Here is a 21,959-nt window from a genome sequence, read left to right on the forward strand (position 1 = left end):
CGGAGAAGACATGAAACTCTTTCGTCTATGTTTTTTAACTACGACTTTATTAAGCTTAATAGCCTGTTCTGAGCCAGAACAACAAGTTAAAGAAGAGCCCATTCGCCCTGTTAAATTATTCAACATAGGTCATGATACGCAAATTAACATTCGTAGTTTTCCTGCTGAAGTTGTTGCAAACCAAGGCTCGTACCTTGCTTTTAGGGTAAACGGCGAACTTATTAAGTTTCCGGTTCTCGCTGGTGAACACGTTGAAAAAGGTGATTTATTAGCAAAACTGGATCCAGAAGATTTTCAATTACAGTTTGACGAACGTAAAGCGCGCTTTGAATTGGCAAAGTCACAACTTGGCCGTATTGAGCAATTGTTTGAGAAAAAAATCACCAGCCAATCAGAACTAGATGAAGCCACTGCTAATATGCAAATTGCTGAATCTGCATTTAGAATTGCACAAACGAACCTTGAGTACAGTGAACTACGCGCACCATTTTCAGGCACAGTGGCTAAGGTGTTTGTTAAAAACTTTGAAAATATTCAAGCAAAGCAAAATATATTACGCTTAGAAACACGCGATTTAATGGACGTAGAAATTCAGGTTCCTGAAAAAATAGTCGCTCGCTTTAAAAAAGGCACCGATTACCACCCTACTGTAAAGTTTGATGGCTTTGACGATAAAGAATACATACTTGATATTAAAGAGTGGGATACCCAAGCAGATCCTGCAACACTTACTTATAAGGTTGTATTTTCGCTACCAGTACCTGAGGACTTTAATTTACTAGCCGGTATGACGGGTAGCGTGCTTATTGATTTAAGTAAAGTAACGCGCTCGCAAGTTGCTTATACAATCTTACCTATCGAGTCGGTGTTTTCTGAGCCGCAAGAATCAATTGAAGATAACGCCTACGTATGGCTTTTTGATTCAAAAACTAGCCAAGTGCATAAACAAGCTGTAAAGGTTGGCCAGTTGCACCGCGATGGTATTGAAGTATTAAGCGGTATTGAAGAAGGCCAAATTGTGGTTTCTGCCGGTGTGCATTCACTAAAAGAAGGCATGAAAGTAAGAGCATGGAATAAAGAGCGAGGCTTATAATTATGAGCTTTGCACAACTCTCCATAGAGAAAAAAGTAATCAGTTGGATGTTTACACTGCTGCTATTAATTGGCGGTAGTGTGTCGTACTTTGATTTAGGGCAACTAGAAGACCCTGAGTTTACGCTTAAAAAAGCCATGGTTATTACCATGTACCCTGGCGCTTCGCCGCAGCAAGTTGAAGAAGAAGTCACTTTTCCGATTGAAAACGCGATTCAGCAATTGCCTTATGTTGACTACGTTACGTCTATTTCATCTAACGGTAAATCACAAATTTCAGTAGAAATGAAAAGCAATTATCGTAAAGAGCAGCTTCGCCAAATTTGGGATGAAATGCGTCGGAAAATTAACGACCTTTCTCCGTCATTACCCAGTGGTGTTTACCCAAGCACTATTTTGGACGACTTTGCCGATGTTTACGGTGTTATGTATTCGGTAACCGGCGATGGTTATTCGTATGATGAGCTTAAAGATTACGTCGATTTTTTAAAGCGCGAACTGGTATTGGTTAAAGGTGTTAGTAAAGTAACCGTTGCGGGCCAACAACAAGCGCAAGTAATGGTTGAAGTTTCTACGCGTAAACTCGCTCAATTAGGTATTGCGCCAAGCCATATATTCCAGTTATTGCAATCGCAAAATACGGTATCTAACGCGGGTAAAATTCGCGTGGGCGATGAATCCATTCGCTTGCATCCTACTGGTGAATTTAAAGATGTAAAAGAGCTCGAAACCTTATTAATTTCAAAATCAGGTGCCAATGAGCTTATTTACTTAGGCGATGTAGCAAAGGTTTACAGAGAGTACGCAGAAGTACCAAGTAACATTATTCGTTATAACTCTCAGCAAGCTTTACTTATTGGCGTGTCGTTTATGTCGGGTGTTAACGTGGTTGATGTGGGTAAAAACATAGACGAGCATTTAGCATCACTTGAATATCAACGCCCTCATGGTATTCACATAAATTCTGTATACAACCAACCACAAGAGGTTCAAAAATCGGTTGATGGTTTTATTATCAGCTTACTTGAAGCCATTGCGATTGTTATTGTTGTACTGCTGTTATTTATGGGTTTAAAAAGCGGCATTTTAATTGGTGGTATTCTACTGCTTACTGTACTGGGTACGTTTATATTTATGAAGTTGTTTGCTATCGACTTGCAACGCATATCGCTTGGGGCACTTATTATTGCGCTTGGTATGCTGGTTGATAACGCAATAGTCGTCACTGAAGGCATACTGATAAACCTTAAACGTGGCCAAACAAAACTCAAAGCGGCTGTTAATATTGTTGAGCAAACAAAATGGCCTTTACTAGGTGCAACAGTTATTGCAGTAACTGCCTTTGCGCCAATTGGTTTAAGCTCTGATGCCAGTGGTGAATTTGCCGGTAGCTTGTTTTGGGTGTTGTTTATTTCGCTTTTATTAAGCTGGATAACGGCCATAACGTTAACGCCATTTTTTGCCAATTTAATGTTTAAAGAAAACGAATTTAAAAACGAAGAAGGCCAAGAAGATGAAGACCCATACAAAGGCTTTATTTTTAACGGTTATAAAGCGATTTTAGATTTAGCGCTGCACTTTAGAAAAACCACGCTTATATTAATGGTTGTTTTGCTGTGTACAGCGGTTGTTGGTTTTGGCTCTGTAAAACAGTCGTTTTTTCCTGCCTCTAATACACCTATGTTTTATGTAGATTACTGGCAAGAGCAAGGCTCTGATATTCGATCAACCCTTGAGGGCGTTAAAAAGCTCGAAGAGTTTTTACAAAAAGAAGACCTTGTTGAAGAAGTAACAAGTACAACAGGCCAAGGTGCACCGCGCTTTATGCTTACCTACGCGCCAGAAAAATCATACCCAGCGTACGGCCAATTAATTATTCGTGTTGCCGACAGAGAAGCCGTAGCAACTGTAATGCAAACAGTGCGTGATTACTCAAGCAATCATGCACTCTCTGCACAGCTTAAAATTAAACCGATGGAAATCGGCCCCTCTACTGATGCAAAAATAGAAGCACGTTTTTCGGGCCCTGATCCTGTTGTTTTAAGACAACTCGCTGCTACAGCCGAAGAATTGATTGGTAGCGACGATGGTGCGTATAATATTCGTGATGACTGGCGCGCACGTACCAAAATGATTCGCCCGCAATTTAACGAGCAAAAAGCACGTCGATTAGGTATTAGTAAATCAGACTTAGACAATGTATTACTAACGAGCTTATCGGGTAAACAAGTGGGCGTATATCGCGATGGTACCCAATTGCTACCCATTATTGCTCGCTCTCCTGCTAACGAGCGCTTAAACGTAGAAAGCGTACACGACCTACAAATATACAGCCCAGTATTGGGTGTATTTGTACCAGTAACCCAAGTGGTAGACGAATTTGATGTGCAGTGGGAAGACAGCCTAATAATGCGCCGCGATCGCAAACGTACTATTACAGTAATGGCCGATCACAATGTATTAGGGGACGAAACACCCGCTAAACTATTTGCGCGTATTCGCGGCCCAATAGAGAACATGGAACTACCGCGTGGTTACCAACTAGAATGGGGCGGCGAGTTTGAGTCATCAAGCAAGGCGCAAAAAGCAATATTTGGCTCATTACCGCTGGGTTATTTAGCGATGTTTGCAGTCACGGTATTACTTTTTAACTCACTTAAACAGCCACTTGTTATTTGGGCAACTGTGCCGTTGGCTATTATTGGTGTAAGCGCGGGCTTGTTAGCGATGAATGCGCCGTTTAGCTTTATGGGGCTACTTGGTTTGTTAAGCTTAAGCGGTATGCTAATTAAAAACGGTATTGTATTAGTTGATCAAATAAATCTTGAATTAAGGGAAGGTAAATCGCCCTATGAAGCCGTGTTTGACTCTGGTGTGAGCCGTGTACGACCAGTTGCAATGGCAGCTATAACCACTATTTTGGGTATGATCCCGCTGTTATTTGACGTGTTTTTTCAATCAATGGCGGTAACCATAATGTTCGGTTTGGGCTTTGCCACCATACTAACCCTCATTGTAGTGCCAGTACTTTACACGGTTATATTTAGAATTGATTACGAGCCACGTAAGTAGTTAAACATATAATTGGTTAACATTAAAAAATGCCACAGGCTCAAAATCCTGTGGCATTTTTATTTAATACCGATTAAAAAAGAAAGGCTACATATTTAGTTGTTAAGAAACTAACCGCAACACTTTTTATATTTTTTGCCGCTACCACATACACAAGGTGCGTTACGCTCTGGTACTTTATCAAATACTTGTGGTGTTGACTTGCTAAGCGCAAAGTCTAGTTCGCGAATATCTTCTGGTAAGTCTGCTTTAACTTCAATTGAAGCAAACAGCGAATGCTCTTCTAGTATTGCTTCTATTTCCGATTGTCGTTCAGCTGAGTTTACAATTAGCGTTAACGGATGCAACTCTGTGCCTACCTTTGCAGTACGATTTGGCGCAAATCCATTACTGTTATTTTTACCCATTATGTCGGGCTTACCCATAAAGAAAAATTTTGACATGTTACTTCTATAACCTTTCTACATTATTAAGACGGCGCATCTTAACAGCTTACCCTTCATATAACTAAGTGTACTTGTAAATAGCTTAACAACACGTCTATAAAGCAATTTTAACTTAAAAATTTAAATGGCCTGCAAAATAGGCTAACCACTATTATATAGATTTACTATAAACTGATTAAATAAATGCAATTATTATCAATATTTAAATACTCTGTACACTTAGCTTCGTTATCTAAGCACTTACCAATTAAGCGATAGGTATGCTAACTAGGGCGATAGAAATTGCCTTTAACTTTTTAGCCTCACTTATACAGAGGCAATTTATTTAAGTAGAGAAAGTCATGTTTAAAAATTTTGGATGGATAGTAGAAGCTAAACTTAATGCTGGTGAACTTGAAAACTTTAAAGCGGTGATGTATTCACAAGTTAATCGCGCACTTAATGAAGTTGGCACTAAAAATTATCAATATTATATGTCTGATGCTGGCGATGTTTTAGTTTACGAACGCTTTGCTGATGCAGACTCTTCACACGAACATATTGAAAATTGGGACGATCATTCAGCACGTTGGATGGCAGCTGCTGCACCTACACGCATGGTGCATTTAGGCGAATTACCTGATGATGTTCGTGAGCGTCATGCGGCTTTAAGCCCTCTTTGGCTAAAACCATTTGGTGGCTTTTCTCGCGAAGAAGAACAAACGAGTCAAATTAACAAAAACGGTGATACGACATTTGATAATTTTGGCTGGATTGTTGAAGCCAAGCTAAACCCTGGCCAGTTAGATGCCTTTCGTGAAGTAATGAATTCACAAGTAGAACGTGCAAAAACAGAGCCTGGTACACTAAATTACCAATATTACATGTCTGAAGATGGCGATATTATGGTTTATGAGCGCTTTAGAGATTTAGAAGCCTCGCACATACACATCCAAAACTGGGATGATCATGCAGAGCGCTGGATTGCTGCAGCAACACCAACACGTATGGTTCATTTGGGTGATTTACCTAAAGAACTAACCGATAAACATGCTGCACTGTCACCACTTCTATTAAAGCCTCTAGGTGGTTTTGCAAAGTAAATATGGATAAATACCAAATTCGCAATATAGTTAAATGCCACTGACTAGACTCAGTGGCGTTTTAATATCTAACTCAATATTATGGAAAAGCCTTGGAAAACTTTAAAATTGCAGTACTAATAGCAGGCAGTCTTTTTATACTTTTTGGTTATTTACGCTTTATAACTGACGATAGTGGTAACGTGAACTTAAACAACTACCGTTTTACAGGGGGCATACTACTGGTTATTTCCGGTATGGTTGATGGCACACGCGACCTTGTTAAGCGCCTGCGCTCTAAAAACTCGTTATCGGCGATTACAATTTATTTAGGTATACTCTTATTTTATATTGGCTTTAGCATTCAATAGCTAAACATTAAGCGCTAATTTGGGCTTTATACAAGCAGCATTTTATAAGTGAATACCTGTGACCTTTAAACAACTATTCAACAGCGCTCTGCTACTTTTAGCAACGGCTCCTCCACTGGTTTTACTTGCATGGGATGAACAAGCTGATCCCGCTTTTATTCCCAATGGTATATATAACACCTTAACATTTACGTTATTTCCAATAATGACGATCGTGTTATCGGTTGCTTTATTTAAGCACCTATATAGAAAATACAATAATAACTTTGAATTTAAACATACGGTTAAAGATTATATTGTTGAGCACGGGAAATTCCGTTCAGTATTTATACCAATCGGTTTACCTATTTTAATTTACTTATGGTTGTGGACGTCAGTATGTATTTCAGTAAAGTTACTGGCTAATAAATACGGCGATAATATATGGCATCAAGAATATCAGTTACTCGAAGTAGGTACTTGCCCAACTGATTATGAATACAGTTGCGCAAAACTGACTGTACTGGATTTAAAAAGCTATAAAAAGCACACTTTTAGATGGTATTTAGATAAAGGTAGATTGGTGGGTTTGCAAAATAACAACGTAAACTTAGTGGGCGTTAAAAGCCCACTTGGTAAAATAGTACAAGAAATACAGTGGTAGTAGAATACCACTTAGCTGCACATTATTTTTTTAGACTGAGAATACGGTCCGAACTTGGTTTTGAGTCTGATTTAGCATTAGACGACTTGTTCTCTTTAATGCTTTTTGGCTTACCCACATACGTTGTAGAACGCTTTTGGTAAGGAGTATTACTGCGCTCATTTTTGCGCTCTCCGTTACCGTTGCTGCGCTCAGAGTTACGATTTGTATTTCGCTCAGTACTACGCTCATTATTTCGATCACCATTATTAAAGCGTCGTGGGTTTTCGCCCTGAAAATCACGTTTTTTAGGTGCTAAAGGTGCATTATTTTCTGATTGCTTATTAGTATCAAGCGAGTGCTCTTGGGTTTTGCCAGAATCAGAAATCGAATCGTTTATTTGCGCCATTTCAATATCTGACAAGTGACGCCATTGCCCTACTTTTAAACCTTTAAGTGTTACGTTCATTATGCGCGTACGTTTTAAGGTTACAACTTCGTAGCCTAAGTATTCACACATGCGGCGTATTTGACGGTTTAAACCTTGAGTAAGTACTATTTTAAATTCTTTGGGGCCACTTTGCGTTACTTTACATTCTTTAGTTACGGTATCTAAAATAGGCACGCCATTCGCCATTTTTGTAACAAACTGACGATTAAGCGGTTTATCTACCGTAACAACGTATTCTTTTTCGTGATTATTGCCCGCACGTAAAATTTTATTAACGATATCGCCTTCGTTAGTTAAAAATATAAGCCCTTCAGACGGTCGATCTAAGCGCCCTATTGGGAATATACGCGTAGGATAATTTACCGCGCGAATAATATTACTTTGAATTTTACTTTCGGTAGTACACGTTATACCAACGGGTTTATTGTAGGCAATGTAAACGCGCTTTGGCGTGGCTTTAAGAGGCTTACCATCAATTAATACAACATCGGTAGCGGCTACTTTTACGCCCATTTCTGGTGAGTAGCCATTAACGCTGACACGACCTTGCTCAATATATTTATCGGCTTCGCGGCGTGAACAAAATCCTGTTTCACTAATAAATTTATTTAAACGTTTTAATTCGGTCATGGCACTTATAGCGTAGTAATTTTTAAGGCGAGTAGTGTAAACCACCCACACTATTTTTTCGCCCCTAATTTACTATTTATAGGCGTTTAAGCACTAATTTTTACTTTAGTTAATTTACGCCATACACATTCAAGCGGACCTTGATTAAAATAGCGGCTGTATAAAAAGGTAAATATGAGCTGCAGCGCAACTAATGCCGTTGCAACTAACCAATAGTCAATACGATCAAAACTGAGCACCCAGTGGGTAAATAGCACTTTATATAACAACAGTTGTATGAGTGTTTGGCTAATATATAAAGTAAATGCTAAGCGCCCTGCTTGTTGAATAAGCGTGCCGACGTGTGCGCTGTTATTGCAAAATTTAACAATTAAATGAATATACAGCGTAGCCATACCTAGGGCCGCAAACATATTTACAAATTCTTGCACCCCATATCCTAAACTGCCATTAAGCTGTGATGCATAAAGCCTGAGTCCACAAAAAACAAGGGTCATTGCACCGCAAACTATTAATTGCTGAGTAGTTAAGCCTTTACTAAAAACGTCTTGTTTATATAAATAAATGCCAATGAGCATAAGGCCCACGCACATCCACATTGTCATTATTGGCACCATAACAAGCATCAATGTGTTCATGGCGAGGTTACTAATAAAGTAATCAATATAGTGTGGGTTATATAAATCTATAAACTGTGCTGAATCACGGTAAATCACTTCATCGGGTACGCTAGATACAATAAGCACAGTAGCTACACCCGATAACAAAATAAACTCAAGTCCTCTTTTTAAAAGAACAGTGCTATCACTCTCTAAATATTTAATAACAAACCAGCCAGATACACCGTAAACAAACAAAATATCACCTGCCCAAAGTAAAAAGCCATGTGCTAAACCAAAGAGGATTAACCAATAGAGCCTACTTTTTAACTGCACCTCAGATTTGTAACGTTGCCACTGAATGTAAAGCCCAGCACCAAAAAGCAAACTAAACAGTGTTCTAAAACGCCCGTCTACAAACAAGCTGCTAAAGGTGCGAATAATTGAGTCGCTAACAGGAGGATTAGTTAAAGAGGTATACCCGTATTCAAAAAGGCCGAAGGCATAAGCATTCATGTAAACTAGGCCAAGTACGGCAACGCCGCGAATAAAGTCCATATTATAATTGCGCATTAAAGCTATTATCCGTTAAATATTATTCTTATAACTGTCAGCCCAATCGACTGACTGCTGGTAAAGTGGAGGAAGTATAGCACTGTCTATATTTAGCAAAAGTACAGCTTGTTCAAGTGCCCACCAGCTTCCTGTTTCGTATGCTTTAACAACGTTTAAAATATAATAAAGTGTGTTTTTATCCCCTAATAATGCCGTTTTTATTTCATCAGGGAAAGGTAGTTTTTCAACAAGCAAGCTCATTGGTTGATCAAGGATTGCATCTAGCAGTGAAAATAACCCAGTTAAAAATGCTTCGCCTGACTGGCTCTTATTAACCTTTTTTGCTAACAACTCACAAAAACGAGCACGTACAACACACACTTGCATTAGCTCTGCAGGCTTTTTACCCGCTGTATGAGCAGTAACAATAAGGCTCACAAACTTTTTAAGGCGTTCATGGCCTAAATACACAAGCGCTTGCTTTAATGACGATATTTGGCTTTGTATAGGAAAAACACCGCTGTTAATTAAACGCAGTAATTTATATGCAAGTGCAGCATCAAGCTCAAACAGTCCAGATATAGCTTTTATATCTGGACTGTTTTTCATTATTTCGGTGTAAATAGCGACGACTAAACCATAATTATAATCAATGTCATTTTGTTTGATCATGGTAGGTTTTGCAAAAAAATAGCCTTGAAAATAATCAAACCCCATATCAAAGGCGAGCTTATAGTCTTCTTGCGTTTCTATTTTTTCGGCTAGTATTTTTATTTGTTTATGCGTTTGTAACTTATTAATTATGGGCTGTATTTCGCTAAGAGGTGTAATTGCAATATCAAATTTAATGAGCTTCACAAGCTTTAAAAAACGATCCCACTGTGGTTTATATACAAAGTCATCGAGTGCGAGTTTGTAGTTACTATGAAACAAACCTCGGCACAGTTCATAGTTATCGTCGGTGGGTTCTATGGTTTCGAGTAACTCAATCACAACGTCTTGGCATGGTAGGAAAGCACATAAATCGAGCTTTAATGATTCTGGTCCTATATTAATAAGCGCTTTTTTGCCTGATGTAATATGGCGTGTACCTAAATTTAATTGATTTTCCATAATAAGCCTTGCTGTTGCTTGGCCTTCTGCAATATCTGGAAAATAATTTTTTGGACTATCACGAAAAAGTAGCTCATAGGCTACTACTTTTTTACTTCGATTGAATATTGCTTGCCTTGCAACAAATACAGACACATTACCTACTTCTTAGTTTTTATATAATACTAAGTAATTAAACCCTAAGCAGATACATTTGTCACTAAACTTTAAAGTACAGCAACGATTTACCGGTATAAGGTTGTTATATAATCAGTTGCCACTTGTGGCCACGAAAAACGCATTTGCTCTGCGCTGTGCTTAATTTTATGCCACTTTTTAGGATTTTGCTTTTTAATTAAGAGAGTTTCGTCTAAACAGCTAATTAAATTACGCGTTTGCGTTGCTAACGTATCTCCATTAAAGCTAAAACCATTTTCGTGGTGTTTAACAGTATCTTTTAATCCACCAACACTGTGTACTAAACACGGTTGCCCGGCACGCATTGCTAGCATTTGGCTAATCCCACAAGGTTCAAACGAGCTTGGCATTAAAAATAAGTCACCTAGCTGATACATTAAATCGCCAACACCTTGACCATAACCCTTCAAAAATAAAAGATTAGAATTACGCGCCATTGCTTTGGTAAATATGCTTTCGAGTTCTTTGTCGCCCGAACCTAAAACAATGAGTCTGCCGTTATATTCATTAATAACTTGGCACACTTTATCAATAGCTAAAGCCTCATTAACCTGCTGGCACAATAACAACACTTTTTGCTCTGTAAGTCGGCCAACGCTTGTGATTAATGGGCCATTATTAACCGTTGCTTTAAATTGCTGTAGTCGTTGGTGCGCAATATAGTAGCCGCTTTGTAACTGCTCGCTATTTGCCATCCAAGTAAATAAAGTGTTCTCGGCTTGGCTATAAAAATCAGCGAGAGTTGCTCCTTCAAGTGCATTGCTTGGATATTCGCAGCCATTTAAAATACCGACAAGCTTACCTTGGCTTGCTGCATTTTGCAGATCTTGCTCAAGCCCTTCGCCACCAAAAAAACCATGCTCGTAATTACTAGGTTCAAGAACCTCTTGGCTGTAGGTTGGTGATACAACATGTATTTTATCGCACAGATTTATTGCACTGCGCATAGGATTAAAGCAATGAGGGTAACGCGGGTCGCATAGTTGCTGGCCATTATAACTAAGTGACGGAAACCACGCCTCTAAGCTTGAGTCGTCGTGTTTAAAAGGTCTTATACCTTGCAGTGCAATATTATGCACTGTGTAGGCAATGGGTAAGGTATTAAGTGAGCTATAACGTGGCTCAAACTTAAGTAAAACTGCAACGCAGGCGCTGTGCCAATCATGCAAATGTAGCGCTGTAGGGCGCTTTAATACACCTTGTAATAATGCTTCGCAGACAGCTGCATTAAATAAAGCAAATTTTGTCGCATCAGTTGCAAAAGGCCTCCCCGGTGCATCGTTACAATATACACTGCCTGATTCACTAAATAGCGGGTGGCTAATAACAATTTGGCTTACATTATTTTGGGCTTGTTGTACTTTAAAAATGGTTAATACATGGGGTTGAGCATTAAATGCAACGGTTACTTCACCTATATAAATACGCTCAAGCGGCTCAAACCCGTAGTCAGGAATAACAACGTCAACCGTTATACCTTGCTTTGCGAGCGCCCTTGGGGCATCGCGTACTACATCTGCCACACCGCCTACTTTTGCGCCTGGTAACGCGTCATTTTCTGCTGCAACCATTAATACATGCATTAATTTACTACTTCCTTTAACCTGTGTGGGCTTGCTCATAAATGAGCAAGCTTTGTTGTCGTGCTTAATATTTAACGTGTTTTACGCTAGCTTTTTATTCTCACGCGCTTGGCGCTCTAACTTTTTTGCAAGCTCAGTGAGCATATCACGAGTAACAAGAACGATGCCTTTCTTAGATACTCTAAAGCCGTTTTCTTCATCTGTTTTTTTGTCAAAACCGATTTCGAGACCTGCCGGTATTTCACAGCTCCTATCTATAATCGCACGCTTAATTTTACAACCTCGATTTATAACCGCACCGGGTAAAATTACCGACTGCTCAATGGTACAAAATGACCGAACGTGGACATTAGAAAACAAGAGTGACTTTCTAACCGCAGAGCCCGAAATAATACACCCACCCGACACAGTTGAGTCTAATGCCATACCGCGCCTATCTTCGTCATCAAAAATAAACTTTGCAGGTGGTAGTTGCTCTTGATATGTCCATATTGGCCACGTTGGGTCGTATAAATCAAGTTGTGGTTCTGGCATTACCAATTCCATATTAGCCTCCCAGAACGAATCTAGCGTACCTACATCGCGCCAATAAGGCTGCCCTTCTTGGTTTGGATCTCTAAATGGGAAAGCAAATACATTATGCTCTTCTATAATTGCTGGAATAATATCGTGACCAAAATCTCGGCCAGAACCTTCGTTTTCAGAATCTTTTTTAAGTTGCTCAAACAAAAATTCAGTATTAAAAATGTAATTCCCCATTGATGCTAAGCACGTACCTGGCTTGCCAGGTACGGAGCTAGGCATTGCTGGTTTTTCATCAAAACGACACACTCTGTTTTCTTCATCAACGGTCATTACACCAAACGTATCTGCAGCTTCTTCAACAGGCACTTCAATACAACATACCGTCATATCTGCGCCCTTTTGCACATGTTCAGCCAATAGAGCACCATAGTCCATACGGTACACATGATCTCCAGACAAAATCATCACATATTTAGGAAGCTCGTGGCGAATAATATCTATGTTTTGAAAAACAGCATCTGCGGTCCCACAGTACCAATCATCACCTTGGCGCTGAGATGCAGGTAGTATTTCAACCGACTCTCCTAGCTCTTTTTTAAAGTGCCCCCACGCTCGGTTTACATGACGTATTAATGAATGTGATTTATATTGTGTAGCAATACCAACACGTCTCACACCCGAGTTAATACAGTTTGATAGTGGAAAATCGATAATCCGATGTTTACCACCAAAGTAAACTGCTGGCTTTGCTCGCCAATCGGTTAGCTCATGCAGGCGAGAACCGCGTCCGCCTGCCAGTATTAACGCGTAAGTTTCTCTGGTTAGGCTACTTATGTAGCGATTTGCATAATTGGGCATAATACTCTCTCCATTTAGTCTAGGCTGTTAGTGGCATGGCTTTTAGTTGTCGTTAAGTCTGTTTCACTAATATTGAGGGGTTCTAAATGCCAAATGTCTTCACTGTATTGGCTTATGGTTCTATCACTTGAAAACATTCCACTGGCTGCCGTATTTAAAATACTCATTTGTGTCCAGTAGGTTTGATCTGCGTAAGCTTTATCAACTTCTTTTTGAGCTGCTACATAACTTTCAAAATCGTGCGCAACAAGCCATGGATCGTGCGGGCTCTTAATTGCATTTGTAATATCGTCAAATAAGCATGGTTCAAACAAGTTAAAATGGCCGCTTTCGAGTAGTTGCATTACATTATTTAAATCGCTATTTTGCGCGATTAAATGCTCAGGATTGTAACGTGACTTAATATCATCAATTTGATGCGCTTGTGCCCCAAACAAAAAGAAGTTGTCTGCACCAACGGCGTCTCTAATTTCAATGTTTGCACCATCCAGCGTGCCGATCGTCAATGCACCATTCATCATAAACTTCATGTTGCCAGTACCAGACGCTTCTTTGCCTGCGGTAGATACTTGTTCTGACAAATCGGTTGCAGGACAAATCACTTCCATAGCGGTTACATTGTAATTAGGTAAAAAGGCGACGCGTAAATACGGGGCCGCTAACGGATCTTTATTTATAACCTCTGCCACGTTATTAATAAGCTTAATAATTTTTTTAGCCATGTAATAACCCGGTGCTGCTTTACCGCCTAATAACACACAGCGAGGAACAAGCCCTTGGGTATCACCACGGCGAATACGGTCATATAAATGAATCACATGAAGTATGTTTAATAGCTGACGTTTGTATTCGTGGATACGTTTTACTTGTACGTCAAACATCATCGATACGTCAAAATCAACATCGCAGCGCGCCTTAACTAAATCAACTAAACGCTGTTTGTTTTCGCGTTTAGCATTTTGCCATTGCTCATGAAATGCTTTGTCATCGTAAAAGCGACGTAGGTCGCTAATTGTTGAAAAGTTTTTAACCCAGTCATGACCAATTTTTTCGCTGATTAATTTACTTAAAACGGGATTACAATGTGCAAGCCAACGTCTTGGTGTAACACCATTTGTTTTGTTATTAAACTTATCTGGCCACAGTGCGTAAAACTCTTTAAATAAACCCGCTTTTAACAGTTCGGTATGCAGTGCTGCTACGCCATTTACAGAGTAACTACCTACAATGGCTAAGTAAGCCATACGAATTTGCGGCTCATCGCCCTCTTCAATCAACGACAATGCACGCTGTTTATTAACATCACCCGGCCATTGCTGTGCAACTTGTGCTAAAAAGCGTGCGTTTATCTCGTAAACTATTTCTAAAATGCGTGGTAATAATTTTGAAAACAACGAGACAGACCACTTTTCAAGCGCTTCAGGAAGTAGCGTATGGTTTGTGTAGGCCATTGTTTTAGTCGTGATTTGCCAAGCATCGTTCCAATCAAGTTCGTAATCATCAATTAAAATACGCATCAGCTCTGCAACAGCAATACTTGGATGTGTATCGTTTAACTGAAAAACATGAAAATCAGCAAAGTCGCTAAAGTTCTCGCCATGTTGGGAAACCCACTGATCAACTACGTCTTGAATACTCGCAGATGATAAAAAGTATTGTTGGCGCAATCTAAGTTCTTTACCATTTTCGCTGCTGTCGTTTGGGTACAGCACCATGGTAATTTGTTCAGCTAGGTTTTTTTGTGCGACGGCTTCTGAGTAACTGCCTGCATTAAATTCGGTCAAATTAAATTCATCTGTCGCTTCTGATTTCCATAAGCGTAGCGTATTTACAATATTGTTTTTATAACCTGGAACAGGTACATCGTAAGGTACAGCTAATACATCTTGTGAACTCATCCATTGACGATGCTCTCGGCCGAATTTATCTGTGTAACTTTGCACGTAGCCGCCAAATTTCACACGTTTTGCATGTTCTGGCGCGCTTAGCTCCCATGGGTGCCCTTCGCGCAGCCAGTTATCTGGTTGCTCAATTTGGTTACCATCTTTAATTGATTGGTTAAACATGCCGTATTCGTAACGAAGGCCATAACCAATGACAGGTAACGCTAGACTTGCACAGCTATCTAAAAAACAAGCAGCTAGGCGGCCTAAACCACCGTTACCTAAACCTGCGTCGTGCTCGGCATCTTCAAGCGTTTCTAGTGTTGTGCAGTATTCTTGTAATGCAGCAGCAACTTGGTCGTCTAAATCTAGGTTTAGTATTGCATTACCCAGCGCACGTCCCATTAAAAACTCAAGAGAAAGGTAAGCCGTTTTACGGCGTTTCTCTTGCTTAATTTGTTGATTCGTTTCTCTGCAGCGGGCAACAAGTCTGTCGCGAATAGTCAGCGCTAAAGCATGGTATAAATACAGTCTTGATTCGCCGACCTTATCGCGACCTAGGGTATAATAAAAATGCCGTGTTAAGTCATCTTTAAGCGTACTTTCATCTATAACAGGACCTTCTTGCCAGCCCTTTACTACACACACTTGTTCACTTTGTTTAGCCATGACTTACATCCTCTAAATTAGCACTAAAAACCCAACTACTTTGTGCTGAAATTTCAACCATCGCATCTTCATTACTACTCACAGATGCATTATTTACACTTGATAAAACCATTTGCCACGGCGCATTAATAGGCGAAGGCGGCATTTGGCAAAAAACTGTTTTTTTACTGGCATTAAATACCATCAGTAATGCATGATTATTTTGCTTATCAAGTAAGCTATACATTAAAAACTGTCTGGTATCTTCATGCCAATGAGCGTCGGTCATGGTTTTACCTTGTTCAGTAAACCACTTAACGGTAAAACGCTCGTCTATATCATCTAAAAATACACTGTGTTTGAACGCGCTGTGCGCGCGTCTAATTTTTAAAGCATCATCAATAAATCGTGTTAGCGAATGATTAAGTTGAGAATCTTTCCAGGCAAGCCAGCTAGTGCGATTATTTTGGCAATAAGCATTGTTATTACCCCCTTGAGAGTGCGCCATTTCGCTGCCAGCGGCAATCATGGGTACACCTTTTGAGAGTATTAAAGTAAGTAAAAAGTTCTTTTGTTGTTGCAAACGCAGTGCGTTTATTTTTGAGTCACTGGTAAAGCCTTCTACTCCACAGTTGAACGAGTGATTTGCACTGTGCCCATCTCTGTTTTGCTCACCATTAGCTTCGTTATGCTTTTCTTCATAACTCACTAAATCGGCAAGCGTGAAACCATCATGACTCGTTATAAAGTTAATGCTATTAAGTGGTCCACGTTGGCTATGCTCAAAAATATCAAACGATCCATGCAAACGTTTTGCAACGTTGGCAATAATGCCCGTTTCACTTTGCCAAAAACGTCTAATTACATCGCGGTATTGATCGTTCCATTCTCGCCATGGCGGCGGAAATGCCCCAAGCTGATAGCCACCAGGACCTATATCCCAAGGCTCACTTATTAGCTTAACCTTATTCAGCACAGGGTCTTGGGCTACTGCTTGTAAAAAAGTATGTGCAGAGCTAAAGCCGGCTTTTGAGCGCCCTAAAATGGTCGCTAAATCAAACCTAAATCCATCAACTCCCATTACCTCAACCCAATAACGAAGGCTATCAAGTACAAGTTGCAGTGTTTTAGGGTGATCAATATTTATGGTATTCCCACAGCCGGTATCGTTTATATATACATTAGGCTGACCCTCTACTGTGCGGTAATACGCTAAGTTATCAAAGCCTCTTAGCGATAATATAGGGCCATCCGCCCCCGCCTCTGCTGTATGGTTATAAACAACATCTAAAATAACTTCTATGTCGGCAGCATGAAGCTCGCGCACCATTTGCTTAAACTCGTTTATATCGTCGTTTACCAAATAGTCTTTATGGGGCGTAAAAAAGTTAAGCGTGTTGTAACCCCAGTAGTTTTGCAAACCTTTCCCTGTTAAAAATTGCTCACTAATAAAAGAATGAACAGGCAAAAGCTCAACGGCTGTAACACCAAAGCTTTGTAAGTGTTCAATAAAGCTTGGGTGGCTTAACCCTAAAAACTTCCCTTGTAGAGATTTGGGAATTTTAGGATGACGACACGTTGTACCTTTGACATGGCACTCGTAAATAACCGTGTTTGACCAACGGTGATTAGGCTTTTTATGCGTATACAACGTAGGAGCCGCTACTTTTGATTTAGGTATATCAATCGCATTATTTACAGTGCTTTTAGTACCGATTGGCATTTGCCCGTAATGGCGTTCACTCCAAGTAAACTCGCCAAACAAGTCTTTTGCATATGGGTCTATCAGCAGCTTATTTTCGTTAAACAGTTGACCATTTTTAGGGTTATATTCACCCTCAACTCTAAAACCATAAAGCGCACCGGCGTTTAATGGCGAAATATGAATACTCCAAATACCCCCTTCGTTGATATTCATCGCCATTTTTAGAATTTCTGAATGGCCACTTTTATCAAACAGGCATACATAAGCTTGGCTTGCCCCAGGCGCATAAAGCGCGAAGTTGACCCCATTATCAATAACACTAGAGCCAAGTGGTTCTACATTACCGGGTGCTACATCAAATCGGTTACTCATCATCAACCTTTTGTAAATAAATAGTAGTTAAGCCACCAATGGCAATTGAAATACTGTGTTTAAAACCATGATTTGATTCGTTTATTGCCTGAACTATCTGCGATGAATCTTTAGTTACCTCAACGCCAGAGCCAAAAAACTGAGTATCGTCTGTATTTAAAACAACTTTATAACGCCCTTTACTCGGTACGCCAATAACGTAGTTTTCATAGGATGCGGGGGTAAAATTAGCAATAACAACCACAAAGTTTTTTGCGTTTTTAGCATAGCGAACAAAGCTTAAAATGCTCTGCTGATTATTATTGTTATCTATCCAGGTAAAACCAGCCGCGCTCGAATCTAGCTCATACAACGCAGGTTGGTTTTTATAAACGGTATTGAGCGCTTTTACGGTGTGCTTTATACCGCTGTGGCTTTGGTGCTCAAGTAAATGCCAATCGATAGAATGATCGTGTCCCCACTCTTTTCGCTGCGCAATTTCACCGCCCATAAATAAGAGTTTTTTACCCGGGTGTGCCCACATAAATGCGTAATAAGCGCGTAAGTTTGCAAATTTTTGCCAATCATCGCCTGGCATTTTTTCAATTAACGAGCCTTTACCGTGTACTACCTCATCGTGGCTTAATGGCAATATATAGTTTTCACTAAACGCGTATACCATCGAAAAAGTCATTTCGTGATGATGATGCTGACGATAAAGCGGGTCGTGCTGCATGTAATGCAAACTATCGTTCATCCAACCCATGTTCCACTTATAACCAAAGCCTAAACCGTTGTGCTCAACACTTTGGGTGACACCCGGCCATGCTGTTGACTCCTCAGCCACCATCATAATGCCTGGGTTGTTTTTATAGCTGCGCATATTGACTTGCTTTAGGCACTCAATTGCACCTAAGTTTTCACGCCCGCCGTAGCAATTAGCAACCCACTCGCCTTCTTTTCGGCTGTAATCTAAATACAACATAGAAGCTACGGCATCTACACGCAGGCCATCTAAGCCAAATTGATGTAGCCAATACATAGCATTTGATATTAAAAAGCTTTTAACTTCAGGACGGTCGTAGTTATAAATGTAGGTATTCCAATCAGGATGAAACCCTTGGCGTTTATCAGCATGCTCATATAAATGAGTGCCATCGAATCGATGTAAGCCATGCGGATCACTGGGAAAATGCCCTGGCACCCAATCAAGTAAAATACCTAAATTAGCTTTGTGGCACTGCTCTACAAAGTATTTAAAGCTGTTGTAGTCGCCAAAGCGGCTGGTAGGTGCAAATAATCCAACAGGCTGATACCCCCACGAACCATCAAACGGGTATTCACTTATTGGCATAAGTTGCAGGTGAGTAAAATTCATTTCAAGAGCGTAGCTAACGAGTTTGTCGGCAAGCTCTGTGTAACTTAAATAGCGGTTGTTTTCAGCGCGTTGCCATGAGCCTAAATGCACTTCGTAAATACTAATTGGTGCATCAATATGGTTACGCTTCTGTCTGTTTTGAAGTGCCTGTTCGCCAAGCTTTATAGGTTCTGGTTTATACTGCAGTACACTTGCAGTGCCAGGGGCTTGTTGCATTTTAAATGCATAGGGGTCGGCTTTTTCGAGTACTTCTCCACTTTGAGCGGTAATAGCAAATTTGTAGCACATGTCGGCTTTAAGGCCTGGTACGAATAACTCCCATACACCACTTGCAGGATGAAAACGCATAAAGTGGCGATTAGCTTGCCAAAAATTAAACTCACCTATAATAGAGACACTTGCAGCATTAGGCGCCCATACACAAAAGCGCACACCCTCTACATTTTGTTGAGTGCTAAAATGTGCACCAAAATGAGAGTACGCATGTTCAAGGCTGCCTTCGTTAAATAAATACATTGCCTCTGCATCAAGTGTGCTTTCAAAGCTGTATTCATCATAAAAGGTAGTGCTGCTATTTGTGTACTGAGCAATGCATTGATAAGGCGCAGTGGGCAGCGCATCAACTTTGACTATAAATAAGTCACTTTGTTGGTAGCGCTGCGCCTTAATACTTTTATTGTTTAATGTAACACTCACACTTATTGCACAAGGTAAGTAAAAACGAATTTCAACCTCAGCATCCGTTTTATGTGCCCCTAAAAAGCTAAATGGGTCTTTAAATCGTCCTGTATTTAATGCATGCACCTGTGCATCGTAACTATTTTCATTAGTTGTACTGCTCATTTAACCTTTCCTTATTGAATCGATAGCAGCTAAAAGTGAGGCATTTTTGGTAAAAATTTCTTCACTGGTATGCGTTAATACACGTCGCCAATTAGGATATTCTTTGTCTGTCCCGGGGATATTAACCGGATACTTCTGCTCATCTAAATCATCTATTTGTATTGCAAATAAACGCGATTGAGAACCCGCCAAACATAATGCTAGTGCGTTATATACTTCGACTGAATTACTATGTAATAAAAGCTCGGTTGTATTGGTATGGCGATTAATAAATCGTAGTATCCTATGTTGCTCTTCTATTCGTTGTTGCTTTAATTGCTCGTATTCATTGCAAGTAATAAGCTTGTATTGTTGCTTAATATTTAAATCAGCATGCTGCCACCAACCTGTAAATGGCGGTACATCATGATTGGCTATCATTAACAAACACTGTGTTGCTAGCTCATCAGTCGATAAAAACTCACCACTGTGTTGTTTTTCAAAATAAAATAAGCTGTTAGAAAAAATACCGCTAGATGCCAAAGCCTGCCTTACCTCTGGCGGCACAACGCCTAAATCTTCTCCAATAACAATACTCTGATTAATATGTGATTCAATTTTTAAAATGGCGAGTAAGTGCTCAAACGGGTAGTAAACATAACAGCCATCTTGTTCACCATTGCTTTCAAAGCACCACCATAGGCGCCTAATAGCCATTACGTGGTCAATTCTAAGTCCACCTACATTTTGCATGTTTGCGCGAATGAGCGAGCGATAGAATTGGTAGTGATTATTACTAAGACTTTGAGGATTTAGTGCTGGAAGCCCCCAGTTTTGGCCAGCTTCGGCCCATGGATCTGGTGGAGCACCTACACTTGCACCTTGGCTAAACAGTGGCTTTTGATTTTTAAACTCGGCCCCATCACCCGCACAACCAACAGCTAAATCATTTATTAAGCCAATAGCCATACCTCGCTCTGCACAACTTTGTTGACACAGTGCCAATTGCGTATGCGCTTGCCACTGCAGGTAATAATCAAATGTTAAGTTATCTGATTCGAGGGTATTTAACGTAGTTGAATGAGTATTACAAAAATCAGTAAACGCTTGGCGACGCTCATCACTTGCCGTTAATTCAAACTGATTATAAAGCGCTTCAAATAACGCATACTTTATATGGCTTACATTTTCATAATCTATAAATTGATCATTACTTTTTATAAGTGTAATTACATCGTCTCGTTGCATGAGGTCATGTAGAACTGCGTTATTTTGTGCGTCTTCGCTTAATACTATAGAAATATAAAGAGGGTTTAATAAAGCCCGACTACTAGGGCTATAAGGGCTTGCACGCTCTGGCATATCAGCAAATAACAAATGCAGTGGATTAAGTAATATGTAATCCATATTTTGCGAGCTACATAATTTTGTAAGCGTTAGTAAATCGTCAAAATCGCCAATACCTAAATGCGCTTTATTTTTTAATGTGTAAAGCTGAATAGATAACCCTGTGCGCTTTGTGTCTTCAACTTGATAGACTTGCTCAGGCACGCACCAAATTTGTGTAATAGCGTGTTGCTCACCTACCTGAACATTGGCGTCATGATAGCCAATTGGCATATTATCTATGGGTAGTGCCAGCTCAATATAGCGAACGCCATGTAAGTAATATTCACCTGTAACTGCCAAATTATAAAGGTTCTCAACCGCTATATTAATCCCAAGAGAAGGGACATTAATGTTGGCGGCTAAATACTGCTGACGTTCGTCTATACGAAGCTTTAAAGCGCATTTTTTTTGGTCAACCAAACTCACACTAGGTACTAAATCCAGCCAAAGCGATGCATCTAAATCATAAGTTAGTTGAGTTATTTCGGCTTCGTTATTTGTATCAACACCGCAACATTGCAAAGCACGTTTACGCGTGTCTTCGCTAAAAAACACCTGTTCACCTGTATACTTAGTGAATTCAAAGCCAATACCATGCAGGTAAAACAACTGCGAAAGAGCATCCATT

The 21,959-nt window shown here is 39.9% G+C and carries 15 protein-coding genes; 5 read left to right on the forward strand and 10 right to left on the reverse strand.

Features of this window, described 5'->3' with window-relative positions; translation table 11 throughout:
• Positions 1–10: 10 nt before the first annotated feature.
• Positions 11–1,093, forward strand: coding sequence for an efflux RND transporter periplasmic adaptor subunit (locus P20429_RS16385; RefSeq protein ID WP_007580733.1), 1,083 nt, complete (start codon positions 11–13; stop codon positions 1,091–1,093).
• Positions 1,094–1,095: 2 nt separating this feature from the next.
• Positions 1,096–4,164, forward strand: coding sequence for an efflux RND transporter permease subunit (locus P20429_RS16380; RefSeq protein WP_007580734.1), 3,069 nt, complete (start codon positions 1,096–1,098; stop codon positions 4,162–4,164).
• 110 nt (positions 4,165–4,274) lie between these two features.
• Here the strand turns inward: P20429_RS16380 and P20429_RS16375 are convergent, their stop codons facing one another.
• Positions 4,275–4,607 (reverse strand): PBPRA1643 family SWIM/SEC-C metal-binding motif protein, encoded by a 333-nt coding sequence (locus tag P20429_RS16375; protein WP_007580735.1) that lies wholly within the window; start codon positions 4,605–4,607, stop codon positions 4,275–4,277.
• A 344-nt stretch (positions 4,608–4,951) separates the two neighbouring features.
• Here P20429_RS16375 and P20429_RS16370 point away from each other — a divergent pair, with 344 nt between their 5' ends.
• The 3 genes from P20429_RS16370 to P20429_RS16360 all read left to right on the forward strand — a co-directional run bounded on the left by P20429_RS16370 (position 4,952) and on the right by P20429_RS16360 (position 6,685).
• Positions 4,952–5,692 carry a putative quinol monooxygenase gene (locus tag P20429_RS16370; protein ID WP_007580736.1) on the forward strand — a complete coding sequence of 247 codons (741 nt, stop codon included), beginning with the start codon at positions 4,952–4,954 and terminating at the stop codon, positions 5,690–5,692.
• Between the two features lie 92 nt (positions 5,693–5,784).
• A complete protein-coding gene (locus P20429_RS16365) occupies positions 5,785–6,042 on the forward strand; it encodes a hypothetical protein (RefSeq protein WP_007580737.1) in 258 nt (85 codons plus the stop codon).
• 58 nt (positions 6,043–6,100) lie between these two features.
• Entirely contained in the window at positions 6,101–6,685 is a 585-nt protein-coding gene (locus P20429_RS16360; RefSeq protein WP_007580738.1) for a hypothetical protein, read from the forward strand.
• Positions 6,686–6,707: 22 nt separating this feature from the next.
• On the opposite strand, the gene rluF is transcribed toward P20429_RS16360, so the two are convergent.
• From rluF to malQ, 9 genes are all read right to left on the reverse strand, one after another.
• Positions 6,708–7,745 carry a 23S rRNA pseudouridine(2604) synthase RluF gene (gene rluF / locus P20429_RS16355; protein ID WP_033026317.1) on the reverse strand — a complete coding sequence of 346 codons (1,038 nt, stop codon included), beginning with the start codon at positions 7,743–7,745 and terminating at the stop codon, positions 6,708–6,710.
• An 86-nt stretch (positions 7,746–7,831) separates the two neighbouring features.
• Positions 7,832–8,902, reverse strand: coding sequence for a DUF418 domain-containing protein (locus tag P20429_RS16350; RefSeq protein WP_007580740.1), 1,071 nt, complete (start codon positions 8,900–8,902; stop codon positions 7,832–7,834).
• 30 nt (positions 8,903–8,932) lie between these two features.
• Positions 8,933–10,147, reverse strand: a complete 1,215-nt coding sequence (locus P20429_RS16345) for an EAL and HDOD domain-containing protein (protein WP_007580741.1) — start codon at positions 10,145–10,147, stop codon at positions 8,933–8,935.
• A gap of 89 nt (positions 10,148–10,236) precedes the next feature.
• Positions 10,237–11,772: a glycogen synthase gene (locus tag P20429_RS16340; RefSeq protein ID WP_007580742.1), complete on the reverse strand. Its 1,536-nt coding sequence runs from the start codon at positions 11,770–11,772 to the stop codon at positions 10,237–10,239.
• Between the two features lie 81 nt (positions 11,773–11,853).
• A complete protein-coding gene (gene glgC / locus P20429_RS16335; protein WP_002958601.1) occupies positions 11,854–13,155 on the reverse strand; it encodes a glucose-1-phosphate adenylyltransferase in 1,302 nt (433 codons plus the stop codon).
• Between the two features lie 14 nt (positions 13,156–13,169).
• A complete protein-coding gene (locus tag P20429_RS16330; RefSeq protein ID WP_007580744.1) occupies positions 13,170–15,707 on the reverse strand; it encodes a glycogen/starch/alpha-glucan phosphorylase in 2,538 nt (845 codons plus the stop codon).
• Positions 15,700–17,763, reverse strand: a complete 2,064-nt coding sequence (gene glgX / locus P20429_RS16325; protein WP_007580747.1) for a glycogen debranching protein GlgX — start codon at positions 17,761–17,763, stop codon at positions 15,700–15,702. Before glgX ends, P20429_RS16330 begins: the two co-directional genes overlap by 8 nt.
• Positions 17,756–19,963 carry a 1,4-alpha-glucan branching protein GlgB gene (gene glgB / locus P20429_RS16320; protein ID WP_007580749.1) on the reverse strand — a complete coding sequence of 736 codons (2,208 nt, stop codon included), beginning with the start codon at positions 19,961–19,963 and terminating at the stop codon, positions 17,756–17,758. Before glgB ends, glgX begins: the two co-directional genes overlap by 8 nt.
• Positions 19,964–21,958 (reverse strand): 4-alpha-glucanotransferase, encoded by a 1,995-nt coding sequence (gene malQ / locus P20429_RS16315; RefSeq protein WP_007580751.1) that lies wholly within the window; start codon positions 21,956–21,958, stop codon positions 19,964–19,966.
• Position 21,959 lies beyond the last annotated feature (1 nt).

Source organism: Pseudoalteromonas sp. BSi20429 (assembly GCF_000238895.1).
Lineage (GTDB): Bacteria > Pseudomonadota > Gammaproteobacteria > Enterobacterales > Alteromonadaceae > Pseudoalteromonas > Pseudoalteromonas arctica.